Here is a 19303-nt window from a genome sequence, read left to right on the forward strand (position 1 = left end):
AAAGTAATTTCCGTTAGCTATGTATAGTTAACCGGTTCACCGCTTTATTTATAAACATGACAATGAATGAACAAACTTCATGGCTAGAAAAATATAAATCTCAAACTTAAGAAAGCAAGGTGCTAGAACATGATTAAAGTAACCGTATGGAATGAAAACCGACACGAAAAGAAAAATCCAGTCGTTCGCGATCTTTACCCAGAAGGCATTCACGGCAAAATTGCAGGATTTTTGAAGAATGCAGATTATGAAGTGAAAACTGCGACACTTGATGAGGCAGAGCACGGACTTACAGAAGAAGTACTACATAATACAGACGTGCTAATCTGGTGGGGCCACATTGCACACGATGAAGTGAGCGACGAAATTGTAAAAAGAGTTCAACAGCGTGTACTTGATGGCATGGGATTAATTGTTCTTCATTCAGGCCATTTTTCAAAGATTTTCAAAGTATTAATGGGCACGAGCTGTGATTTGAAATGGCGTGAAGCAGATGAAAAAGAGCGTCTTTGGGTTGTCGATCCAAGTCATCCAATTGCAGATGGAATCGGTGAATACATCGAGCTTGAGAAAGAAGAGATGTACGGAGAGCACTTTGATATTCCGACACCTGATGAGTTAATTTTCACAAGCTGGTTTGAAGGCGGAGAAATCTTCCGAAGTGGCTGTACATTTAAACGTGGAAACGGGAAAATCTTCTACTTCCGCCCAGGTCATGAAACATATCCAACTTATGAAAATGAACAAATTCAACGTGTAATTGTAAATGGTGTAAAATGGGCCCAGCCTGCGGATCGAAAACGTCCTGTGTATGGCAATGCTCAACCATTAGAAAAAATTTCCGAGAAATCACTTTAATAATAGGGGGAAACGAACATGACTAAATTAAAAGTTGCAGTAATAGGATGCGGAAGTATTGCCCAGCATCGCCATTTACCTGAGTATGCAAGCAATAAAAATGTCCAGCTTGTTGCCGTTTGTGACATAGTCGAGGCACGTGCGAACGAAGTTGCTGAAAAGTATGGTGTGAAAGCTTTTACAGATTATAAAGAGCTTGTCAAAAGTGGAGAGATTGACGCAGTGAGTGTATGTTCACCTAACTATCTTCACGCTCCAATTTCGATTGAAGCATTAAGCAATGGTCTTCATGTGTTATGTGAAAAACCAATGGCTACTTCTCAAGAAGAAGCAGAGGCAATGATACAAGCTGCAGAAAAGAGCGGGAAAAAGCTAATGATCGCTCATAATCAACGCTTTGTTCGCTCACATCAAATTGCTAGAAAACTAATTGAAAACGGCGAAGTTGGAAAAATCTACAGCTTCCGTACAGCATTTGGACATCCAGGTCCAGAAGGCTGGAGTGTTGATGGCAAGAATAGTTGGTTTTTCGAAAAAGACAAGGCTTTCATTGGAGCAATGGGGGACTTAGGCGTTCACAAAACAGATTTATTACGCTACCTATTAGGTGAAGAAATTGTCGAGGTTGGTGCGTTTGTTGAAACAAGCTCAAAGGAATTCGCCGATGTAGACGATACAGCGGTGTGTGTGCTAAAAACAGAAAGCGGCACAATCGGTACCCTTGCTGCGAGCTGGTCTTTCACAGCAAGTGAAGATAACTCAACAATCATTTATGGCGAAAAAGCGACGCTACGTCTCGAAGATAACCCAACTTATTCATTAGTTGCTCAGTATACAAATGGAGAAGTTGTCAACTACGAACTCGGTAAAATTCAATCTAACGATAATGGTGGTCAAAAGAATACACATGTTATTGAAGAATTTGTCGGTGCAATTGTTGAGGATCGTGACGTTCCAATTTCAGGTACAGAAGGAATGAAATCGTTAGCAGTCATTCTTGCAGCATTGAAATCGAATGACACAAAAACGATTGTACGTGTTTAAGGAGGTTTTAAGTGATATGAGTAAATTACGAATAGGCATTATCGGGGTCGGCGGTATTGCACAAGATCGCCATATCCCAGCCTTTTTGCAGCTGAGTGATCAGTGTGTGATCGCGGCCATATCTGATTTAAATGCGACTCGAGCTCAAGAAGTCTCAGAAAGATTCAACATTCCAAACGTTTATGCGGATTATCGTCAACTGTTTGCTGAAGTGGATGCTGTCTGTATTTGTACACCGAATAAATTTCATGCCGAAATTACGATTGCTGCTCTAGAAGCTGGTGTACATGTACTGTGTGAAAAACCGATGGCGCTTTCAGGTGAAGAATGTGAAGCTATGGTTTCTGCTAGCAAAAAATCATCTAAAGTGCTAGCAATTGCCTATCATTATCGATTTATGAAAGAAGCACAAGCTGCTAAGAAATTGATGGAGGAAGTTGGCACACCTCTTGTTACAAGAGTGCAAGCACTGAGACGACGAAAAGTACCTGGCTGGGGAGTTTTTACAAACAAAGAGCTTCAAGGTGGAGGAAGCTTAATCGACTATGGCTGTCATCTTCTCGATCTTGCCATCTGGTTAATGGGTAATCCGAAACACGTTGAAGTATCAGGAAGCACGTACAATACATTAAGTAAAACGGCTAACTCTGTTAATCAGTGGGGAACTTTTGATCATGAAACGTTTGAAGTGGATGATCATGTGACTGCTTATATTAAGTTTGAAAATGGTGCTTCATTGTTACTAGAAACATCTTGGGCAGCCAATATTAAAGTTGACGAAGAGCATGTTAGTATTTCAGGTACCAGTGGCGGCTTAAGTGTTTTTCCTCCAGAGCTTTATACAGCGAAAAATGGGATGCTTTTTAATAGTCAAGCAGCATGGTTACCTGGTGATGACAATCCAGGGCTTGCACAAGCACAAAATTTTGTAGACGCCTGCTTAGGAAAAGCCGAACTAACTGTCAAACCTGAAGAAGCTCTACAAGTTTCACAAATTATTGATGCAATTTATTACTCTTCACAAAAAGAGGGGAGCTATACAAAATGAAATTAGGTGTATTTACGGTTCTATTCAATGATCATTCATTTGAAGAAATGCTAGACAAAGTAAAAGCTGCTGGTTTACATGCAGTGGAAATTGGTACTGGATGTTATCCGGGGAATAATCATTGTAAACTAGACGAGTTACTAGAAAATGAAGAAAAAAGAAATGTGTACGTTAAGGAAATCCAAGAACGCAACCTAACCATAAGTGCATTCAGCTGTCACGGTAACCCAATCTCACCAGAAGTTGAATTCGCGAACAATTCACATGAAACACTACTTAAAACAATTCAGCTTGCTTCTTTAATGAATGTCCCAGTCGTGAACTGTTTTTCAGGTACAGCTGGAGACCACGAAGGAGCAAAATATCCTAACTGGCCGGTTACTCCTTGGCCAAATGAATATGGGGATGTGTTGAAATGGCAGTGGGAAGAAAAACTAATTCCTTACTGGAAAGAAGTCGGTCAGTTTGCGAAAGATCATAATGTGAAAATTGGTCTTGAGTTACACGGTGGTTTTTTAGTACACACACCATATACACTTCTTAAGCTAAGAGAAGCAACGTGCGACGCAATTGGTGCCAACTTAGATCCAAGCCATCTTTGGTGGCAAGGTATTGATCCAGTAGCAGCCATCAAAATTTTAGCAAAAGAAAATGCGATTCACCATTTCCATGCAAAAGACACCTACATTGATCAAGAGAACGTGAATATGTATGGTCTAACTGACATGCAGCCATACGGAGAAGTACAGACGAGAGCATGGTCATTCCGTTCGGTAGGCTGTGGACATAGCTTAAAGGAATGGTCCGACATGATGAGTGCATTACGTACATACGGATATGACTACGTAGTTAGCATTGAACACGAAGATCCAATCATGTCCATTGAAGAAGGCTTTAAACGCGCAGTGACGAACCTGCAATCGGTATTAATTGAAGAAACACCTTCACAGATGTGGTGGGTTTAATTACTAGATAGTAACCCTTGGGTAGATTATAAATTCAAATTCCTAGTTATTAACAAAATGCTCTTTGAAATAAAGTTAAATCGAATAAAATAAGCTTGAACAAAAATCCCGTATTATTTTTTAATAGGGGTTTTTTGTTTTTGATTTTTTTAAGAATACTGTAGGGTTTTTAGAGCAAAATAAAGAAAGATAAAACTTATGGAGGAATATACAGTATGCCTGAAAAACCTGCCATCACATCGTCCGAACTCGGTGTCTTATGGCTTACTTACCAAGAAAAAACAATGATTTTGCGAATGTTAGAATATTTTATAGAAAAAGCTGACGACGATAAAGCCCTAAAAATCATGACGGATTTGTACAAAGATATCGACCTGTATGTTGGTAAAATAAAAATTATTTTCGAAGATGAAGGGGCTGCAATTCCAGTCGCATTTACCTCTCAAGATGTTAATAAAGATGTACCAAAGCTCTATGATAATGGCTTTGACATCATGTTTGTACGGTTGCTCAAAGAAATAAGTATGGGGTTGCATACACTCAATATAAACATGGCATATCGAGAAGATATCGTCATGCTCTTCAAAGATCTTACCGCCATTACCCAAGGCGCTTACAATTCTTGCACGCAATATTTGATTGAAAAAGGGCTGCTGGCACGCTCACCCTATGTTTCAATGCCAAAAACGGTTGAGTTTGTAAAAGAAAAAAACTATTTGGCAGGAATGAATCCCTTAACTAAACTTGGGAATAAACGAACATTAAACACAATAGAAGTGGCTTACATTTATCATGGAATTGAAGCAAATGTTTCTGGCTTACAAATGATTACTGGTTTTGCTCAATGTGCCAATAGTCCTGAAGTAAAGAAGTTTTTTAATAAAGGAGCAGAAATTTCAAAAAGTGTTGTAAAAGAGATGAGTGAAGTATTTCTTGAAGATGGTATTCAAATACCTACAACTTCAGGAGGAAATGCGACGCGTTCAACTGTTGCTCCGTTTTCTGACAAGCTGATGATGTACTGTACGAGTATGTTTTGCAGTTTTTCTATGGGTGGGAATGCTGTAGGAACTGCTTTTAGTTTACGGAATGACTTAGTTGCAAAAATGGGGGTTTTTACAAAAGATATCTTTGAATTTGCTCATGAAGGCGCCAAGATTATGATTAAGAACGGATGGATGGAAGAGCCACCACAGATGGCAGAACGAAAAGATATAATTGGAAAATAATACGACTGAAAATGGTGAGGAGTTATTAAACTCCTCACCGTTTTTTCAATATAATTGTTAGGGCTGAATAAGGCACTTCTGCTTTTGCTTTACTATTTAATAATTTTATAGTTTTTATGATTTACAACAGTACGTCGATCGAGATCAAGATCACCGAAATTATCCATGATCGTTAAGTCTACAATGACAGAGTTCTCATTTACTTTTTCAACAACACCTGTTAATCCATCTTTAAATTCGATAATATTCCCAACTTTTGCGATTTTCATTGCCTCTCTCCTTCTATTAAACTCGCCTTACAGAATTCTATTCTGATAGCTAATTGTAACTAGGCATTGGCCGGTGTCTTCCCGCATAGATGCGAAGGATGAAGGCGCTGTCAACAGATGTTGACAAGTTGGCGCTAACCAAGGTACATATGTACTAAAATTGGATGAAATAAGCATCCAACATAAAACAATAGATATAAAAATCTATTAGTCCCATTTTGCACTATTTATGTGATTAAGTAAAGACTTTCAGAAAAATCTGTGCTTTAGATTGGCTTCTTTTTAATTAGCGCTGAACCACTTTATAAATTTAAGATTTATTCAAAAAAACCGAATTGATTTAGTCAATTCGATTCTCTCATTTACCAAATGAAATAACTATCGGTAAAGCGATAAGGCTTCCACCAATCGTCAACATTATAAACACACTGACAAAAATTGATTCGTCGTTTTATGAGGTCTGATCGCGTAGTTTTGTTTAAAGAAGTCCTCGATATTTTTCGGTTCGCTAGTACTAGCATCCTTCATTAAATGAGTAACAATCTGCTTTTCAATCGTCTCTTCTTTTACTGATTGGGTGACACCATATTTTCACCTCATGAACGAAATAGGATCCTTAGGTTAATTTTCCCTTGAATAATGAAATACATGTATGAGTTTCCATGAAAGTAGCGAGTTAATCACATATGAGTGGGAGTTTAAGGTGTGTTATATTTAAATAAATAATAGATATAGAGGAGAGAAGGAATTGAACCAAGCTGGGTTAGTTTTAGAAGGTGGAGGGATGAGAGGTCTCTACACTGCAGGCGTATTAGAATATTTCATGGAAAAAGAATTATATTTTCCTTATGTGATCGGAGTATCTGCTGGTGCGTGTTTCGGAGCTTCCTATGTTTCAAGACAAAAGGGACGAAACCGAAAAGTAAACATCGATTATGTCACACACCCCAATTATTTGTCTTTTCGAAATGTGATTAAACATCGCCAGCTTTTTGGAATGGACTTTTTATTCGATGAAATACCAAATAAAATTGTTCCATTTGATTTTCAAGCATTTAATGAAGCACCTGAGAAATTCCTTGTTGCGACAACCGATTGCGAAACAGGAGAGCCAATTTACTATGATAAAAAAACCTATGGAAAGGATATTTTAACGATTATAAGAGCGTCAAGTTCTTTACCATTTATTGCGCCATTTGTTCAATATGATGGTAAAACCCTCCTCGATGGCGGAATCGTTGACTCGATTCCATTAAAAAAATCGGAAGCAGATGGAAATAAGAGAAATGTCGTTATCCTTACTAAGAACCTCGAATACCGTAAGAAAAAACCAAGTATGCAATGGCTAGTCCAAAGATCCTTTCAAAAGTACCCAAATCTTGTAAAAGCGATTCTTACGAGATATGAAATGTATAACTCTATTCAAGCATACTTAGAAGAGCGGGAAAAGAACGGAGATATCTTTGTGATTCGACCAAGTATGCCATTAGAGGTTGCGAGGATTGAACGAAATCCTATCAAGCTCGAACGTCTCTATCAACTAGGGATAGAAGATGCGAGGAATACCTTTTTGGATCTGCAAGATTGGCTTGCAAAAGAAGAAAATCCAAAAATTACGAGCTAGCAACAAATGCTCAAAGCGGACGCCTTAATCATAGGGAGAAAGGCAAAGTTCTCGGACGTCATGTCTTTAGGAGCCTTTCTGAGCTACATCCTGTCAAGTTCCACCTTTATGAGTCATCCTTTTTGGTATACATTCCTTTTTTTCTTAATAAATAGCAGTGTGACGATTAACACTCCAGCAACCAGTTAGGATAAATGGAAGAATGAGAAGGATAAGAACAACGATTAAGCCTTTTAATAGTAAACGTTTAATTTTGGTCACCATGATCTCCCTCACGATTTGATCTTAGAATTTTCACCTGCGCGAACCTCATTTTTCACACCTAAACCAGGTGTGCGCGTTTCCATTGCCCACCATGGTGCCCGAATAAATACATCCTTCCATCCTTCTTTTATTGCTGGAGAAACAGGAGAAAAATAGGGAACACCGAAAGATCGTAAGCTTACTAAATGAGTTAAACCAAACATCAAACCAACAAGTATTCCCATAAATCCAAAAAGACCAGCAAGTAAAAGCAATGGAAATCCACAAAGGCGAATGATTTGATAAAATGCATAATTAGGCAAAATAAACGATGTCAGAGCTGTAACTGAAATGACAACTGTCATAACGGGCCCAATAATTCCAGCCTGAACAGCCGCTTGTCCAATTAACACGAGACCAAAAATAGTAATCGCAGCATTCCCAAAGGTTTTAGGCATTCGCAAGCCTGCTTCGCGAACGAGCTCGTAAGTGATTACCATGAAAATGGCTTCGACAAGTACTGGGTATGGCAAACCTTCGCGACCGGCAGCTAATCTAATTAATAAAGGTGTTTGTAATAAGTCTTGATGAAATGTTGTCATCGCAACAAAAAAGGCAGGAAGAATGAGCGTGATGAACAATCCTAAAAATCTTACCCATCTTATTGTTGTCGCTACGATAGAGCTATTATAGTAATCATCGCTTGAGTGAAGAAACTCAACAAACAATGTGGGTGCCGTTAAGGCGTAGGGTGTTCCATCTGTAATAATCGCCACCTTACCATCTAAAAGACTTGCACATATTCGATCAGGACGTTCAGTACTATAAACAGTTGGAAATGGGGATAACCGGTTATCGTCAATCATTGATTCAAGATAATGACTATCTAAAATTCCATCTATTTGAATCTTAGCTAAACGGGAATTGAGCTCTTTTACAATTTCATCGTTGGCGATCCCTTTTATGTAAATTAGTGCAACCTCTGTTTTTGTTTGCTTTCCTATTTTTAAACTCTCTACTTTTAATGAAGGGGTTTTTATCCTTTTGCGTATTAAAGCAAGGTTAATGTCAATGTCCTCAACAAATCCGTCCTGTGGACCCCGCGCCGTTCGTTCAGTTGTTGGTTCACCAACTGATCTACCAGCTGAATTCGAGGATAAGCGTAGATTGATCTTCTAGCATGTGTAACACCTCCATATGGATAGTGTTACAAATAGTATCCTAATTATTTCTGATTAGAGCTATTTTGCATGATTAATGTTTTCTGCTTTTCAAAATAGGGAACATAAATAATAGACAAGCATTAGAAAGGTGATGGAACATGAATGTATTAATTGCAGGGGCAAATGGGAAAACAGGACCCAAAAAAACAATCGGGTCGACGAGGCAAAAAAACATGCTGTTAAACATTTTGTCATGCTGAGTTCAATGGAGCGGATATTCCAGAAGTGGCACCTGAAAGCATGATGATGTACTTACGAGCAAAAGCGATTGCTGATGAATACTTAAGCATGTCGGAAATTCCATTTACGATTGTTCGACCTGGTGCTTTAACAGATGATGAAGGTACAGGTAGCGTTCAAGCGTCAAAGTCCATAAAAGACAAAAGCCAAAGCATACTGAGAGAAGATGTAGCATCTGTGCTTATCGCCTCTTTAACATTACAAGAAGCAAAAAATCAAACCTTTGAGATCGTATCAGGCGATAAAAGGATAGAAGAGGCCTTAAACTTTATTCAATAGAATAAACTAAAAAGAACGTGCAGATTCCACTTGGGAAAATGCACGTTCTTAAAATACTAGCTTCTAGCTTCTTGGCTCTTTCATAAACTGATAAACTGTACTGCCACCTTGTTCTGCAATGCCTCGGAAATGCTTAAAATCTTCTCTTTTCACAAGAACTTGGCGAAAGGCTATAAATTGTTCATTGCTAACATGAAAGGAATCCAATTCACCATCACGTAGCTGATCCAAAATTTCTGTTACTGTTTGCTCATCCATTCCCATTCCTCCAATAGTATCTTTTCGTATCTCTTAGTCTACAAATGAGTAAGACGCCTGTCCACAACTATTAGTAACTTCATTAAAACTATCGTACGTGGTAATCAAAATGTACAGCTCTGATCCGTTTAATCGCTTCACGACGCCACGACTTTACTGCTGATACTGTAACATTTTCCTCTACTGCAATCTCACTAGGTGTTTTTCCATAAAGACAATAACCAATAAACCACTTTTTTTGTAATGGTGACAGAGTACGAGTTAAGTCCTCTACGATGCTCTTCATTTCAATATCATAGAAATCATTAACCATTATGGTTTCATCAATGGTGTCCGAAGAATCGAGAAGATCTTCCGTCCGCTTCGTGTGTTCACTAAGCTCTGACAGCATTCTCCCCTTCATGAATGGATAGAGATAAGCTGGGAATTGACCTTTATCTTCTATATAACTAAACATCGCTTCCCAAATTGCAATACAACCAACTTGATAAAATGCTTGATGATTTTCATAAATATTTAATCGTTTCATCATGTGATAAATCATTGGTTCAAATTGCTGTAGTAATTCTTCAAACGTTTTTTTGCTCACTTTTAAAGTACCCTTCAAAGAGCGCGCCCTTGCATATTCCGCGGTACCTTGATCGTATAAGGTTTTACTAAAAAGGTAAAAACGAGAAAAGCTACTTACTAGAGTGAGAGAGATCGGATAAATGAAGGTATATCAATGAGTTATCAAGGTTAATAGTTAGTTAGATGTGGATATAAGTGAAATAACGTAGTTTTTGAATAAATAAGAAAGCATATAAAATTTGATACTAAGTCTGCGTTTCTGAATCCAGCTCCAGCGCCTAGCCCCTCGAGGTCATAAGTCAATTCTAAATTGAAGGCAAAGAACACCTTCTATTTAGAATCGCCTTATGCTTGTCAGGGCTGACCAAGGCGCTTGCGCTTTTTTAATACGCTTAACTAAATTCTTTTTGACCGTACTTTGAAGCTTTTAAATCTGGTAATCTTGCCAAATATTGCAGGGTGTAATAGCTCTATGAAACTGTTAGGCTTGTTCTTGTAGGCAAAACAAACACTCTGGAAATGTTACTTACAAAAAATACGAACCGAATTCACAGGAGGTTACGTCGATGAGAAAAATGATTACAAAACTTGTTGCTGTTTCAACATTAGCTGTTTCACTTGTAGCCATACAAGGACCAGTTTCAGAAGCTAGTGCTGCAACAACACATCAAGTTAAAGCAGGAGATACTCTGTGGTTATTAGGAAAAAAATATGGTGTTTCTGCACAGGAATTACAATCTACTAACAAAAAAAGTTCACACTTATTATTTGTTGGTGAAAAATTAACGATTCCGGAAACGATTACAAATGCTGAAAAAGATTTACTTGCACGCATTGTTCATGCTGAAGCAGTTGGTGAACCATATGCAGGGAAAGTAGCGGTTGCAACTGTTATTTTAAACCGCGTTGATAGCAAGTTATTCCCTAATGACATCAAAAGTGTTATTTATCAAAAAGACCAAGGCTACTATGCCTTTACACCGGTTCAAAACGGAACAATTAATCAGCCTGCAGACGGTGAAGCTAAAGCAGCAGTTCAAGAAGCACTTGCATTCCGCGGCATGGGCAATGAATCGTTATACTTCTACAATCCGAAAACAGCAAAAGGTGATTGGATTCGCGCTCGTGAAGTAACGATAAACATTGGAAATCACCGTTTTGCGAAATAATAATAAATTTCTTATTTAATAGATAGAAACACACAAAAATGACGTGAGCTTTTTCACGTCATTTTTGTGTGGGAAGACTATTTTTTTCGAAATGGAACTGCTTAGAGTTAAAAATGATAGGTATGACGGTTAATGGTAAAATGAAATTCAAGTATAAAAAGAGGAGGAATATAATGACTCATCAAATACATGCAGATACTGAAATAGGGGAAGTGAAATTAAAGGTAAGCAATTTAGAGCAATCTCTAACTTTTTATCAAGATGTAATAGGATTCTCCCTTCTAAAAAGAAAAAATAAAGTGGTTGAGCTTACAACAGACGGTAAGAAACGTAGATTGCCCAACTTCGTCTGGAATGCCCACCTCCTATACTAGTCAAAAAAAGAGCCAATCCAAAAGAAAATCATGCTGATTATCACAATGACAGGACCAATTACAACCACACCGAACATTAAAGATCCTCCAGCCTCAAGAATGGTTCGGAAAAACCCGCTTTTTTTCGTCTCTCTTTCAGTAGCTGATTCCTTTTCAATTCTTTCCAGCGCCTCACGGATTCCTCGAAGTTCTTTTAATATTTCCTTATGAACATCTTCTGATTCCATTTAGTTTCCCCTTTTCATTTCCTTACTGCTTTAACCTTATCCAATTCTATAAACAAAGTACACCCCGTTTTTCAGGCTTTTCCGTAAATGGTGCATAATCCCAAATATGTGTTGGCACAATAAATGGAAGAGCTAACGGAATGTGTGGTGATGATATGCATAAAATGTACAAGGAAAATGGGGAATCAAAAGATTCGGTTCCTGAAATTTTTGCTGTGTTAAGAAAATCGTCGGACTTTATGCAGTACGAGTCAAGAACAAAGGACCATCCGATTTGGATTGCTTATTTCCGGACGCTCGTGGATATGAAAATACTTCATCAAAGCATCCTTCCGCAAGTGCAGGGAGATTGGAAGACTCTTGATGAATTGATAGGTCTTGTACCTATTGAAAATATCATCATTACAATTGATACAGATGTTATTAAGGAAAAGTTACTTGATGGTTATGTCTTAATAAACCTAGCTGAATATGGTTCAAATGTTGCACTCTTTCGGGCAACCTTAAATAAAGCACGAGAAGTATCTCTACCAGAAGTAGAATTTAGTGTAGTTGGACCAAAGGAAGCCTTTGTCGAGTCGATTGAATCAAACATCAATTTAATTCGGAAAAGAATTCCGATCGATAAGCTCCGAGTAAAAGAAATGAAAATTGGCGATCTCTCTCAGAGCAAGGTTGCCGTTTTATATGTGGATGGTGTCGCAAATGAAGAAAATGTCCACACCATTTGGGAACGGATGAAGGACATTCATTTTGATCAAATTTGTGATAGCTCCTACATTACTCAAATGATTTCTGATAATCATAACTCACCATTTCCGCAATTACTTGATACCGAGCGTCCCGATCGGGTGGCTGCCATTTTAGCTGAAGGTAAGGTTGCCATTATGGTCGATGGCTCACCACATGTGTTAATTGGACCAACGACTTTGGTTGAATTTTTCTCAGCTTTCGAGGATTACTCCCTAAATTGGATTTTGGCATCTTTTTTTCGACTTGTTCGCTTGTTTGCTGTAGCGTTTTCTATTTTGATAACACCAATATATGTAGCAGCATTAACGTATCATTATGAATTAATTCCTAAGGATTTATTAAACACACTCGTCTCGTCACGTAGGGAAATTCCGTTACCTCCAATTTTAGAGGCATTATTTTTAGAGTTAACGATTGAACTTTTGCGAGAAGCGGGAGCAAGATTGCCTACTAAGGTAGGCCAAACAATTGGTATCGTAGGCGGGATCGTTATCGGAACTGCATCTGTTGAAGCAGGCTTAACAAGTAACGTTCTGCTCATTATTGTAGCACTTGCTGCTCTAGGTTCCTTTACAACTCCAGTTTATGTAATGGGTAACACGATTCGTTTGCTACGATTCCCGTTTTTAATATTTGCGCAGATGTATGGATTATTAGGGATTGTTTTTTGTTTCTGCTTCCTGATTGCTCATTTACTTAAATTAACCTCTTTAGGAAGACCGTTCTTAGAACCAATTTTCCCACCACGTGTTGCTGATATGAAGGATGCGCTAATTCGATTGCCATTTTCAGTCATGTCAAAACGGCCATATGAAGTAAGAGCGAAAGAACCAAAACGCTTTTCAGGTAAAAAGGCTAAGCAAAATAAAGACATTGACGAGTAAACCAAATGTGAGGTGAATGTGCTTTGATAAAAATTCCAGAACGGTTTCAGGTATCACCTTTCTTAGTTTTTTACTTAATACATTCACTTCAGTTTGGAGTGGGTGTTTTAGGGTTTCAACGGGTAGTCGCAGAAAAGTCTGGCCATGACGCTTGGATTGCGGTAATTCTAGCGGGGGTACTTGTTCATGCAGCATTGTGGATGATTTATAGAATCCTCAAAGGTGCAAATGGAAACGTCATTACCGTTCATAAAGAGATATTTGGAAAATGGCTTGGAGGTTTACTAAGCATGGTCTTGACGAGTTATTTCTTACTGCTCGCAATCACCGTGTTAAGATCGTATTTAGAAATTGTCCAGGTCTGGATGTTTCCTGATATTAATCAAATGTTATTTACTTTCCTTTTTCTTCTACTTGTTTATTATATTATTTCGGGTGGCTTTCGAGTCGTAACAGGTGTTAGTTTTTTTGGTGTAATTTTGCCAAGCTATTTAATTTTTGCGTTTTTTTTTCCTCTTGAGTTCGCAGATTATCGAAGCATATTACCAGTCTTTGACCATTCAATTAAAGATATTGTAATCTCGACAAAAGATATGTCATTGACCATATTAGGAGTCGAAGCACTTCTTATTTATTACCCATTCTTGAAAAATGTTGAGAAGTCTCAAAAGTGGGCGCATTTTGGTGTAGCGTTTACGACAGTCCTTTATACGTTTATTTGTCTCGTCTCACTGGTTTATTTTAGTGAAGAGCAGCTTCAAAAAAATGTATGGGCTACTTTGACATTGTGGAAGATTGTAGAAATGCCTTTTGTTGAGCGGTTTGAATACATAGGAATTGCCAATTGGAATTTAGTCATTTTGCCAAACATCTGTTTAACGCTGTGGTGTGCGAGTCGAATCATTAAAGATGTTACAAAAATCAAGCAAAAATATACAGTCATTTTTGTATGTTTACTTGCTTTTATTAGCGTTAATTTTTTTCAGACGCGGGAGCAGGTAAATATGTTAAATGATATCGCCGGAAAAATCGGATTTGGGGTGTTATATATTTATATACCTGCTTTGTTTGCATTAACATTTGTTTTTAGAAAAATAAAGGAGAAGAAAAAATGAAAAAACTCTGTCTCATCTTTTTTTCACTTTTTTTTAGTACAGGTTGTGTGCAAGAAGAAATTCTTGATGATGTAAGTATTATAACAGTCGCAGGTTTTGATCAAGCGAAGGATGAGCAAGTCGAAGGAACGATTGTCATTCCAGAATACTTACAAGATCAGCCAGTAACAGGAAGAGTTCTTTCAGATACATCAATTCTAAGTAGAGATATTATTACTGATATGCAAAAAAAGGCATCAGATCCATTAGTACTTGGGAAAATTCAAATGGTACTGTTTGGTGAGGAACTTGCCAAAGGAACTGGAATCAATGATTTAGTTGACGCTCTTCAAAGAGATGCGTCGATCGGGTCAAGAGTTATTTTAGCTGTAACAAGAGGAGATTCAAAATCAATGCTAGAAGGAGATTATAGTAACGATGGAACAGCAACTTATCTTTCTAACCTGATCCTTCATAACCAGAAAGATCGTGATTTACCTAAAACAAATCTCCACTTATTTCTTCACCAATTTTTTTCAAAAGGCAAAGATTCATACTTACCAATTATTAAAGTAACTGAGAGTGGAAAAGATGTGGAGATTGATGGATTAGCAGTCTTTGACAAAGAAAGAGTAGCTAGTGAGCTTACGAATGAGCAGTTGTTTTTCTTTAAATTACTCACAGATGGGTACACAAAAGGTTCCTATATAGTCAAAATGCCTGATACTAAGGAAATAGTATCAATTAAAAGTATTGAATCATCTACAAAATTCACTTTAGTATCTGAAGATCCTTTGGAAGTTTTGTTTGAACTAAAAGTAGATGGAACCATTCGAGAGTTTACAGGTGACAAAATAACCCAAGAGAAAATAAATAAGTTTGAAAAGCACTTTGAAAAAATAATGGAAGATCGTTCGGTTGAAATGTTGGAACAATTTAAGGAGTTAAATATTGATCCAGTCGGTGTAGGAGACCAAATTAGCAGAAGATCACGGAAGTTTAAGGTTGAGGAATGGGACAAATATAAATCCAATTACAGTCTAAAAGTAAAAGCTGATGTGACGATTTCTGAAACAGGTGTTATTGACTAGATGCACTTTTAGGATAATAAAGGAGCATTAGGAATAGGTATAATGTAAGACGTTCAAAGAGGTGATGGCGTGAAAAAAGAAAAGGTTCTTCTTTTCTGTGATCCCGGCATTGATGATTCTGTTGCGATTATTTATGCCCTTTTGAATCCTAAGTTAGATTTAGTTGGCATTGTAACTGGCTACGGCAATGTTGACCAAGAACAAGCGACCAATAATGCTGCCTATTTGCTTGATTTGGCAGGAAGGAAGGATATCCCGCTTATAGATGGAGCAAAGGGTCCACTTTCCGGGGAAGTGAGCGTTTTCTATCCGGAAATCCATGGCGAAGAAGGACTCGGTCCAATTAGTCCTCCAGATACCATTGTTGGTGAACTCTTGAACTTTGATGAAATTTTTAAAATCGTTGAAAAATATGGGAACGATTTAGTTATTGTCGATGTTGGGAGATCCACTTCTCTCGCCATTAGTTTTATCCTAGGCGGAGAAGAGGTTATGAATTCTGCTAAAAGCTATCATGTGATGGGTGGTGCTTTCCTAATTCCAGGTAATGTTACCTCAGAAGCCGAGGCTAACTTTAATGGAGATCCCATTGCCGCAGATATTATTGTAACAAAAGCTGAAAAGCTCACTTTATATCCTTTAAACATTACGAATGAAGCGATCGTAACCGAAGAAGCGGTCAAGTATATAACCGACAATAGTCAGAACAACTTTGGTCCGTTATTTCAAGGGATTTATGACTACTACTATGATGCTTATAAAAAGCTAGTTCCTGGAATTGAGGGGGCACCCTTTCATGACGTTGTTGCACTAAGCGGTCTCGTCAATCCTGAAATTGTGCGAAATTCCGTTCGGAAAAAAGTACAAATTGAACGCTATGGAATTTCTGTTGGTGAAAGCATTGCAGACTTCAGGCCAATTCCCAAAGAAGATCAACCAGGCGTTAAATCGACGATACAGTTGAAATTAAATTATGAAGCGTTTATCAAGGATTTTATGAGAGTGATGACGTTACCTCAACAAAACAGTGGCTGATTGAGCCACTGTTTTGTTTTCCCCCTTGATTATTACCTTTCTTCTTAACCTGCAAAACGATAATAGATTAAAACCGTTGTTGCCAAGACGAAAATAAAATTTAAGAACACGAAAATCATTTGATCGGTTCGGCTTTTGTGAATTTTAATTGGTGGCTTATAGAACCCAACTCCTTCGATTACAAAGATGATCAAAACAACATGAATCATAAAGTGTCCGATCATTTCTGTAAAACCAAAAATCATGGTTGTCATGATAAATACCCCCGTTAATACCACAGATAGGAAGCGATTTAAGATTCCAACAACCAATGCATAACCTACCACAAATTCAATAAATGCACTGAGAATCACAAACATTTCAGGTGAAACACCAAACATTGGAACATGGTGTGTCTGAATAATCTCAATTGATAATGCTGGATAAACCCACTTTTCGACAGCAACCCAGCATAATGAAAGGCCAGTACCTAAATATAAAAATGGAAATCCTAAATTTTCAAATTTGGTTTTTCCTATTAAGAGAACACCTATAATAGCGAGATAAAAACCGTAATCAAGCATATGAAAAACGCCAACTGTTTGCATGACATCGATGAACAATCCAACTAAGAGTAATGCAGCTAATTTTGTTGCTAAATGATGTGGAACTAGCAATAATCCAATTGCCAGCCATATAAAAATGAGCTGAAATGTTGAATTTAGATGAAATTCAGGTGCAAAAAGAGTCCCAGATGTTACTTGAATCATCAAAGCAGCTGCCGTTCCATATTTGAGTATATATCGAGAATACTTACGCCAGCCGTCTAACGTTCCATCAAGGATTTTGGTTAGCTTGAAGTTTGCAAAGTAAGGAACAATTTGTGGCACAATGCTCAGGAATATCGCGATAAGGACTGAGAGTAAAATGAATAAAGGAGAAATTATCTCTTCTAAAGGTATTTTTATCGGTTCTTGCTCTGTGAACCATTTTACATGAGCATTTGCAAAAAAAGGTGTAAACAGAATGGTGATCAGTAAAAGACTAAATGAAGCTGTTTTCTTAAGAGTTGTCATCTGAATTTCCTCCAGGATAAATATGTGATGTATTTCACAATCTTTATACTTTTATCATACAGTATATTTGTTTTAATGAAAAGAGTTTGTGAAGCACTTCACATAAAGTTCATAATATCAGTAGTTATATAATTTCAGACTTAGTAAGCGTTTCTGAATCCAGCACCAACGCACAGGACGTGCTAGTGCAGTCAATGCGACAGGGAAGTCACTGCCTCGAGGTCATAAGTCAATTATAAATAGAAGGCATAGAACGCATAGAACGCCTACTATTTATAATCGCCTTATGCTATGCCTAAGGCTGATTAAGGCGCTTGCGCTTTTTTAATAATCAAAGCACGAACGCAGGTAACATGAGCACCGCTATTAATATTTTAACTACTTGTCTCATATATTGTTAGAAAGGTAGGTTGAATACGTTTAGTGGTGAGGAGAATATAGGGTGAATTCATTTTATAAGGGCACGGTGCTGTTGGTGGTTGCAGCTTTTTTTAGTGAGTGTTTAGAATTTTTTGTGAATATGATTTTAGCGAGGGAGCTTGGAGAGGAAGGAATGGGCTTGTACATGTCTATTCTTCCTGTCATTTTTTTAATTGTCGTTTTTGCTAGTTTGGAGCTACCAATCTCGATCTCTAAGTTTGTTGCTGAGAAAAAAAGAGAATTGCACTTTCATATGTTAAAACATACGTTGTTTTTGACGGTTTTATTTACGTTTGCCTTTGTCGCGGTTGCAATGGTTGTATTGCCATATTTTCCAGTGTTCCAAGATTATCACCCTCTTGTGATGTGGTTGTTTGTTTTACTGATTCCAATCGTTTCATTTTCATCAATTGCCCGAGGCTATTTTATGGGCGTGCAGCATATGGGGAAAATTGCTTTTTCTAATTTCATTCGAAAAGTGGTACAACTTGTTCTTTTGTTTTTCGTTTATCAGTCATTTCAATTTGATTTACAAATGGCACTTTTAATTGCTCTAGCAACATTAGTTGGGAGTGAACTGCTCGTCTGTGCTTATCTCGTTAGTGCCTACTTTATCCAGTTTCAAGTATTAAGTCGGGAGCCGAAGCATCATATTAAAGGGAAAACAATTCGTCAAAATTTAATATCTGTTTCGTTGCCAACAACAGGTTTGCGTTTATTTCACGCACTTACAAATGCTATTCAGCCCTTCTTAGTAAAAGGAGCCCTTATTGCTTCAGGATTTACAGGGACTATGGCAACCGAAAACTATGGGATGCTAGCTGGGGTAGCCATGTCGATTGGATTTTTTCCAGCGTTCATCGCTCATTCGCTCATGATTATGTTGATCCCTACAGTTTCAGAGGCCTATGCAAAAAATGATAATGAAAAAATGGTCAAGCTTCTTCAGCAAGCCATGTGGATTACGATGATTTATGGTGTTCCGAGTATGTTCATTATGTACATCTTCGCTGAACCGTTAACCCATTTGTTTTTTGACTCATCTGCCGCGGCTTTTTACTTAAAGATGCTATGGCCATACTTTTTATTTCACTTTTTCGTTGTACCAATGCAAGCCTATTTAATTGGACTGGGCTTAATGAAGGATGCTTTCTTTCATACAATCTGGTCACACGTTATCTCATTTGGAATGATGTATGTACTTGGTTCAATGGAGTCATTGCAAATGGAAGGAATTATTCTAGGCATGAACATGGGTGCTGTTTTGTTAGCGCTAATGCACTATTTTACGATATGCAAGAAAATCGGTGTGACTGTTTTTCTTGTGAGGGTGAGGACAGCTTGAATACTG

At 37.7% G+C, this 19303-nt stretch carries 20 protein-coding genes; 14 read left to right on the forward strand and 6 right to left on the reverse strand.

Annotation, left to right across the window (positions count from 1 at the left end):
• The first annotated feature begins 129 nt into the window (after positions 1–129).
• The 5 genes from ACFFIX_RS03930 (at position 130) to ACFFIX_RS03950 (ending at position 5144) form a co-directional block, all read left to right on the forward strand.
• Positions 130–858 (forward strand): ThuA domain-containing protein, encoded by a 729-nt coding sequence (locus ACFFIX_RS03930; protein WP_378930737.1) that lies wholly within the window; start codon positions 130–132, stop codon positions 856–858.
• 18 nt (positions 859–876) lie between these two features.
• A complete protein-coding gene (locus tag ACFFIX_RS03935; protein WP_378930739.1) occupies positions 877–1902 on the forward strand; it encodes a Gfo/Idh/MocA family protein in 1026 nt (341 codons plus the stop codon).
• A 16-nt stretch (positions 1903–1918) separates the two neighbouring features.
• Entirely contained in the window at positions 1919–2950 is a 1032-nt protein-coding gene (locus ACFFIX_RS03940; RefSeq protein WP_378930741.1) for a Gfo/Idh/MocA family protein, read from the forward strand.
• Entirely contained in the window at positions 2947–3915 is a 969-nt protein-coding gene (locus tag ACFFIX_RS03945) for a sugar phosphate isomerase/epimerase family protein (RefSeq protein ID WP_378930743.1), read from the forward strand. Before ACFFIX_RS03940 ends, ACFFIX_RS03945 begins: the two co-directional genes overlap by 4 nt.
• Before the next feature lie 215 nt (positions 3916–4130).
• Positions 4131–5144, forward strand: a complete 1014-nt coding sequence (locus ACFFIX_RS03950; RefSeq protein ID WP_378930745.1) for a DUF3231 family protein — start codon at positions 4131–4133, stop codon at positions 5142–5144.
• Positions 5145–5236: 92 nt separating this feature from the next.
• On the opposite strand, the gene ACFFIX_RS03955 is transcribed toward ACFFIX_RS03950, so the two are convergent.
• Positions 5237–5413, reverse strand: a complete 177-nt coding sequence (locus tag ACFFIX_RS03955; protein WP_378930748.1) for a YkvS family protein — start codon at positions 5411–5413, stop codon at positions 5237–5239.
• Positions 5414–6161: 748 nt separating this feature from the next.
• Between ACFFIX_RS03955 and ACFFIX_RS03960 the strand changes: the two genes are divergently transcribed.
• A complete protein-coding gene (locus tag ACFFIX_RS03960) occupies positions 6162–7037 on the forward strand; it encodes a patatin-like phospholipase family protein (RefSeq protein WP_378930751.1) in 876 nt (291 codons plus the stop codon).
• 272 nt (positions 7038–7309) lie between these two features.
• Here ACFFIX_RS03960 and ACFFIX_RS03965 read toward each other — a convergent pair whose 3' ends face one another.
• Positions 7310–8452 (reverse strand): spore germination protein, encoded by a 1143-nt coding sequence (locus ACFFIX_RS03965; protein WP_378931160.1) that lies wholly within the window; start codon positions 8450–8452, stop codon positions 7310–7312.
• Between the two features lie 276 nt (positions 8453–8728).
• Between ACFFIX_RS03965 and ACFFIX_RS03970 the strand changes: the two genes are divergently transcribed.
• Positions 8729–9022, forward strand: a complete 294-nt coding sequence (locus ACFFIX_RS03970) for an NAD(P)H-binding protein (RefSeq protein ID WP_378930752.1) — start codon at positions 8729–8731, stop codon at positions 9020–9022.
• Between the two features lie 63 nt (positions 9023–9085).
• Here the strand turns inward: ACFFIX_RS03970 and ykzS are convergent, their stop codons facing one another.
• Together ykzS and ACFFIX_RS03980 are read right to left on the reverse strand one after the other, a co-directional pair.
• The gene (ykzS, locus tag ACFFIX_RS03975; protein ID WP_378930754.1) at positions 9086–9280 is read right to left on the reverse strand and encodes a protein YkzS; all 195 of its coding nucleotides are present in this window, start codon (positions 9278–9280) and stop codon (positions 9086–9088) included.
• 88 nt (positions 9281–9368) lie between these two features.
• Positions 9369–9869 carry a sigma-70 family RNA polymerase sigma factor gene (locus ACFFIX_RS03980; protein ID WP_378930756.1) on the reverse strand — a complete coding sequence of 167 codons (501 nt, stop codon included), beginning with the start codon at positions 9867–9869 and terminating at the stop codon, positions 9369–9371.
• A gap of 547 nt (positions 9870–10416) precedes the next feature.
• On the opposite strand from ACFFIX_RS03980, the gene ACFFIX_RS03985 reads away from it, so the two are divergent.
• Together ACFFIX_RS03985 and ACFFIX_RS03990 are read left to right on the forward strand one after the other, a co-directional pair.
• Complete coding sequence (locus ACFFIX_RS03985) at positions 10417–11019, forward strand: cell wall hydrolase (RefSeq protein ID WP_378930758.1); 603 nt, start codon at positions 10417–10419, stop codon at positions 11017–11019.
• Between the two features lie 173 nt (positions 11020–11192).
• Positions 11193–11393, forward strand: a complete 201-nt coding sequence (locus tag ACFFIX_RS03990) for a VOC family protein (protein WP_378930760.1) — start codon at positions 11193–11195, stop codon at positions 11391–11393.
• Here ACFFIX_RS03990 and ACFFIX_RS03995 read toward each other — a convergent pair.
• Positions 11390–11620: a hypothetical protein gene (locus ACFFIX_RS03995; RefSeq protein WP_378930763.1), complete on the reverse strand. Its 231-nt coding sequence runs from the start codon at positions 11618–11620 to the stop codon at positions 11390–11392. The genes ACFFIX_RS03990 and ACFFIX_RS03995 overlap by 4 nt on opposite strands.
• Positions 11621–11784: 164 nt before the next feature.
• Here ACFFIX_RS03995 and ACFFIX_RS04000 point away from each other — a divergent pair, with 164 nt between their 5' ends.
• From ACFFIX_RS04000 to ACFFIX_RS04015, 4 genes are all read left to right on the forward strand, one after another.
• The gene (locus ACFFIX_RS04000) at positions 11785–13257 is read left to right on the forward strand and encodes a spore germination protein (protein WP_378931162.1); all 1473 of its coding nucleotides are present in this window, start codon (positions 11785–11787) and stop codon (positions 13255–13257) included.
• Positions 13258–13280: 23 nt separating this feature from the next.
• Positions 13281–14372, forward strand: coding sequence for a GerAB/ArcD/ProY family transporter (locus ACFFIX_RS04005; RefSeq protein ID WP_378930765.1), 1092 nt, complete (start codon positions 13281–13283; stop codon positions 14370–14372).
• Positions 14369–15442 (forward strand): Ger(x)C family spore germination protein, encoded by a 1074-nt coding sequence (locus ACFFIX_RS04010; RefSeq protein ID WP_378930767.1) that lies wholly within the window; start codon positions 14369–14371, stop codon positions 15440–15442. Before ACFFIX_RS04005 ends, ACFFIX_RS04010 begins: the two co-directional genes overlap by 4 nt.
• A 69-nt stretch (positions 15443–15511) precedes the next feature.
• Positions 15512–16477 (forward strand): nucleoside hydrolase, encoded by a 966-nt coding sequence (locus tag ACFFIX_RS04015; protein ID WP_378930769.1) that lies wholly within the window; start codon positions 15512–15514, stop codon positions 16475–16477.
• A gap of 44 nt (positions 16478–16521) precedes the next feature.
• On the opposite strand, the gene ACFFIX_RS04020 is transcribed toward ACFFIX_RS04015, so the two are convergent.
• Positions 16522–17532, reverse strand: a complete 1011-nt coding sequence (locus tag ACFFIX_RS04020) for a DoxX family membrane protein (protein ID WP_378930771.1) — start codon at positions 17530–17532, stop codon at positions 16522–16524.
• A gap of 442 nt (positions 17533–17974) precedes the next feature.
• Here ACFFIX_RS04020 and ACFFIX_RS04025 point away from each other — a divergent pair, with 442 nt between their 5' ends.
• Positions 17975–19297 (forward strand): polysaccharide biosynthesis protein, encoded by a 1323-nt coding sequence (locus ACFFIX_RS04025; RefSeq protein ID WP_378930773.1) that lies wholly within the window; start codon positions 17975–17977, stop codon positions 19295–19297.
• Positions 19298–19303 lie beyond the last annotated feature (6 nt).

Source organism: Metabacillus herbersteinensis, assembly GCF_042433335.1.
Lineage (GTDB): Bacteria > Bacillota > Bacilli > Bacillales > Bacillaceae > Metabacillus > Metabacillus herbersteinensis.

Excerpts from the sequence above, each read along its gene's own strand:
- ACFFIX_RS03930 (WP_378930737.1), top strand. The coding sequence starts at position 130 with ATGATTAAAGTAACCGTATGGAATGAAAACCGACACGAAAAGAAAAAT.
- ACFFIX_RS03950 (WP_378930745.1), top strand. The coding sequence starts at position 4,131 with ATGCCTGAAAAACCTGCCATCACATCGTCCGAACTCGGTGTCTTATGG.
- ACFFIX_RS03985 (WP_378930758.1), top strand. The coding sequence starts at position 10,417 with ATGAGAAAAATGATTACAAAACTTGTTGCTGTTTCAACATTAGCTGTT.
- ykzS (WP_378930754.1), bottom strand. The coding sequence starts at position 9,280 with ATGGATGAGCAAACAGTAACAGAAATTTTGGATCAGCTACGTGATGGT.
- ACFFIX_RS03940 (WP_378930741.1), top strand. The coding sequence starts at position 1,919 with ATGAGTAAATTACGAATAGGCATTATCGGGGTCGGCGGTATTGCACAA.
- ACFFIX_RS04000 (WP_378931162.1), top strand. The coding sequence starts at position 11,785 with ATGTACAAGGAAAATGGGGAATCAAAAGATTCGGTTCCTGAAATTTTT.
- ACFFIX_RS03995 (WP_378930763.1), bottom strand. The coding sequence starts at position 11,620 with ATGGAATCAGAAGATGTTCATAAGGAAATATTAAAAGAACTTCGAGGA.
- ACFFIX_RS04020 (WP_378930771.1), bottom strand. The coding sequence starts at position 17,532 with ATGACAACTCTTAAGAAAACAGCTTCATTTAGTCTTTTACTGATCACC.
- ACFFIX_RS04010 (WP_378930767.1), top strand. The coding sequence starts at position 14,369 with ATGAAAAAACTCTGTCTCATCTTTTTTTCACTTTTTTTTAGTACAGGT.
- ACFFIX_RS03955 (WP_378930748.1), bottom strand. The coding sequence starts at position 5,413 with ATGAAAATCGCAAAAGTTGGGAATATTATCGAATTTAAAGATGGATTA.
- ACFFIX_RS03935 (WP_378930739.1), top strand. The coding sequence starts at position 877 with ATGACTAAATTAAAAGTTGCAGTAATAGGATGCGGAAGTATTGCCCAG.
- ACFFIX_RS03945 (WP_378930743.1), top strand. The coding sequence starts at position 2,947 with ATGAAATTAGGTGTATTTACGGTTCTATTCAATGATCATTCATTTGAA.
- ACFFIX_RS03990 (WP_378930760.1), top strand. The coding sequence starts at position 11,193 with ATGACTCATCAAATACATGCAGATACTGAAATAGGGGAAGTGAAATTA.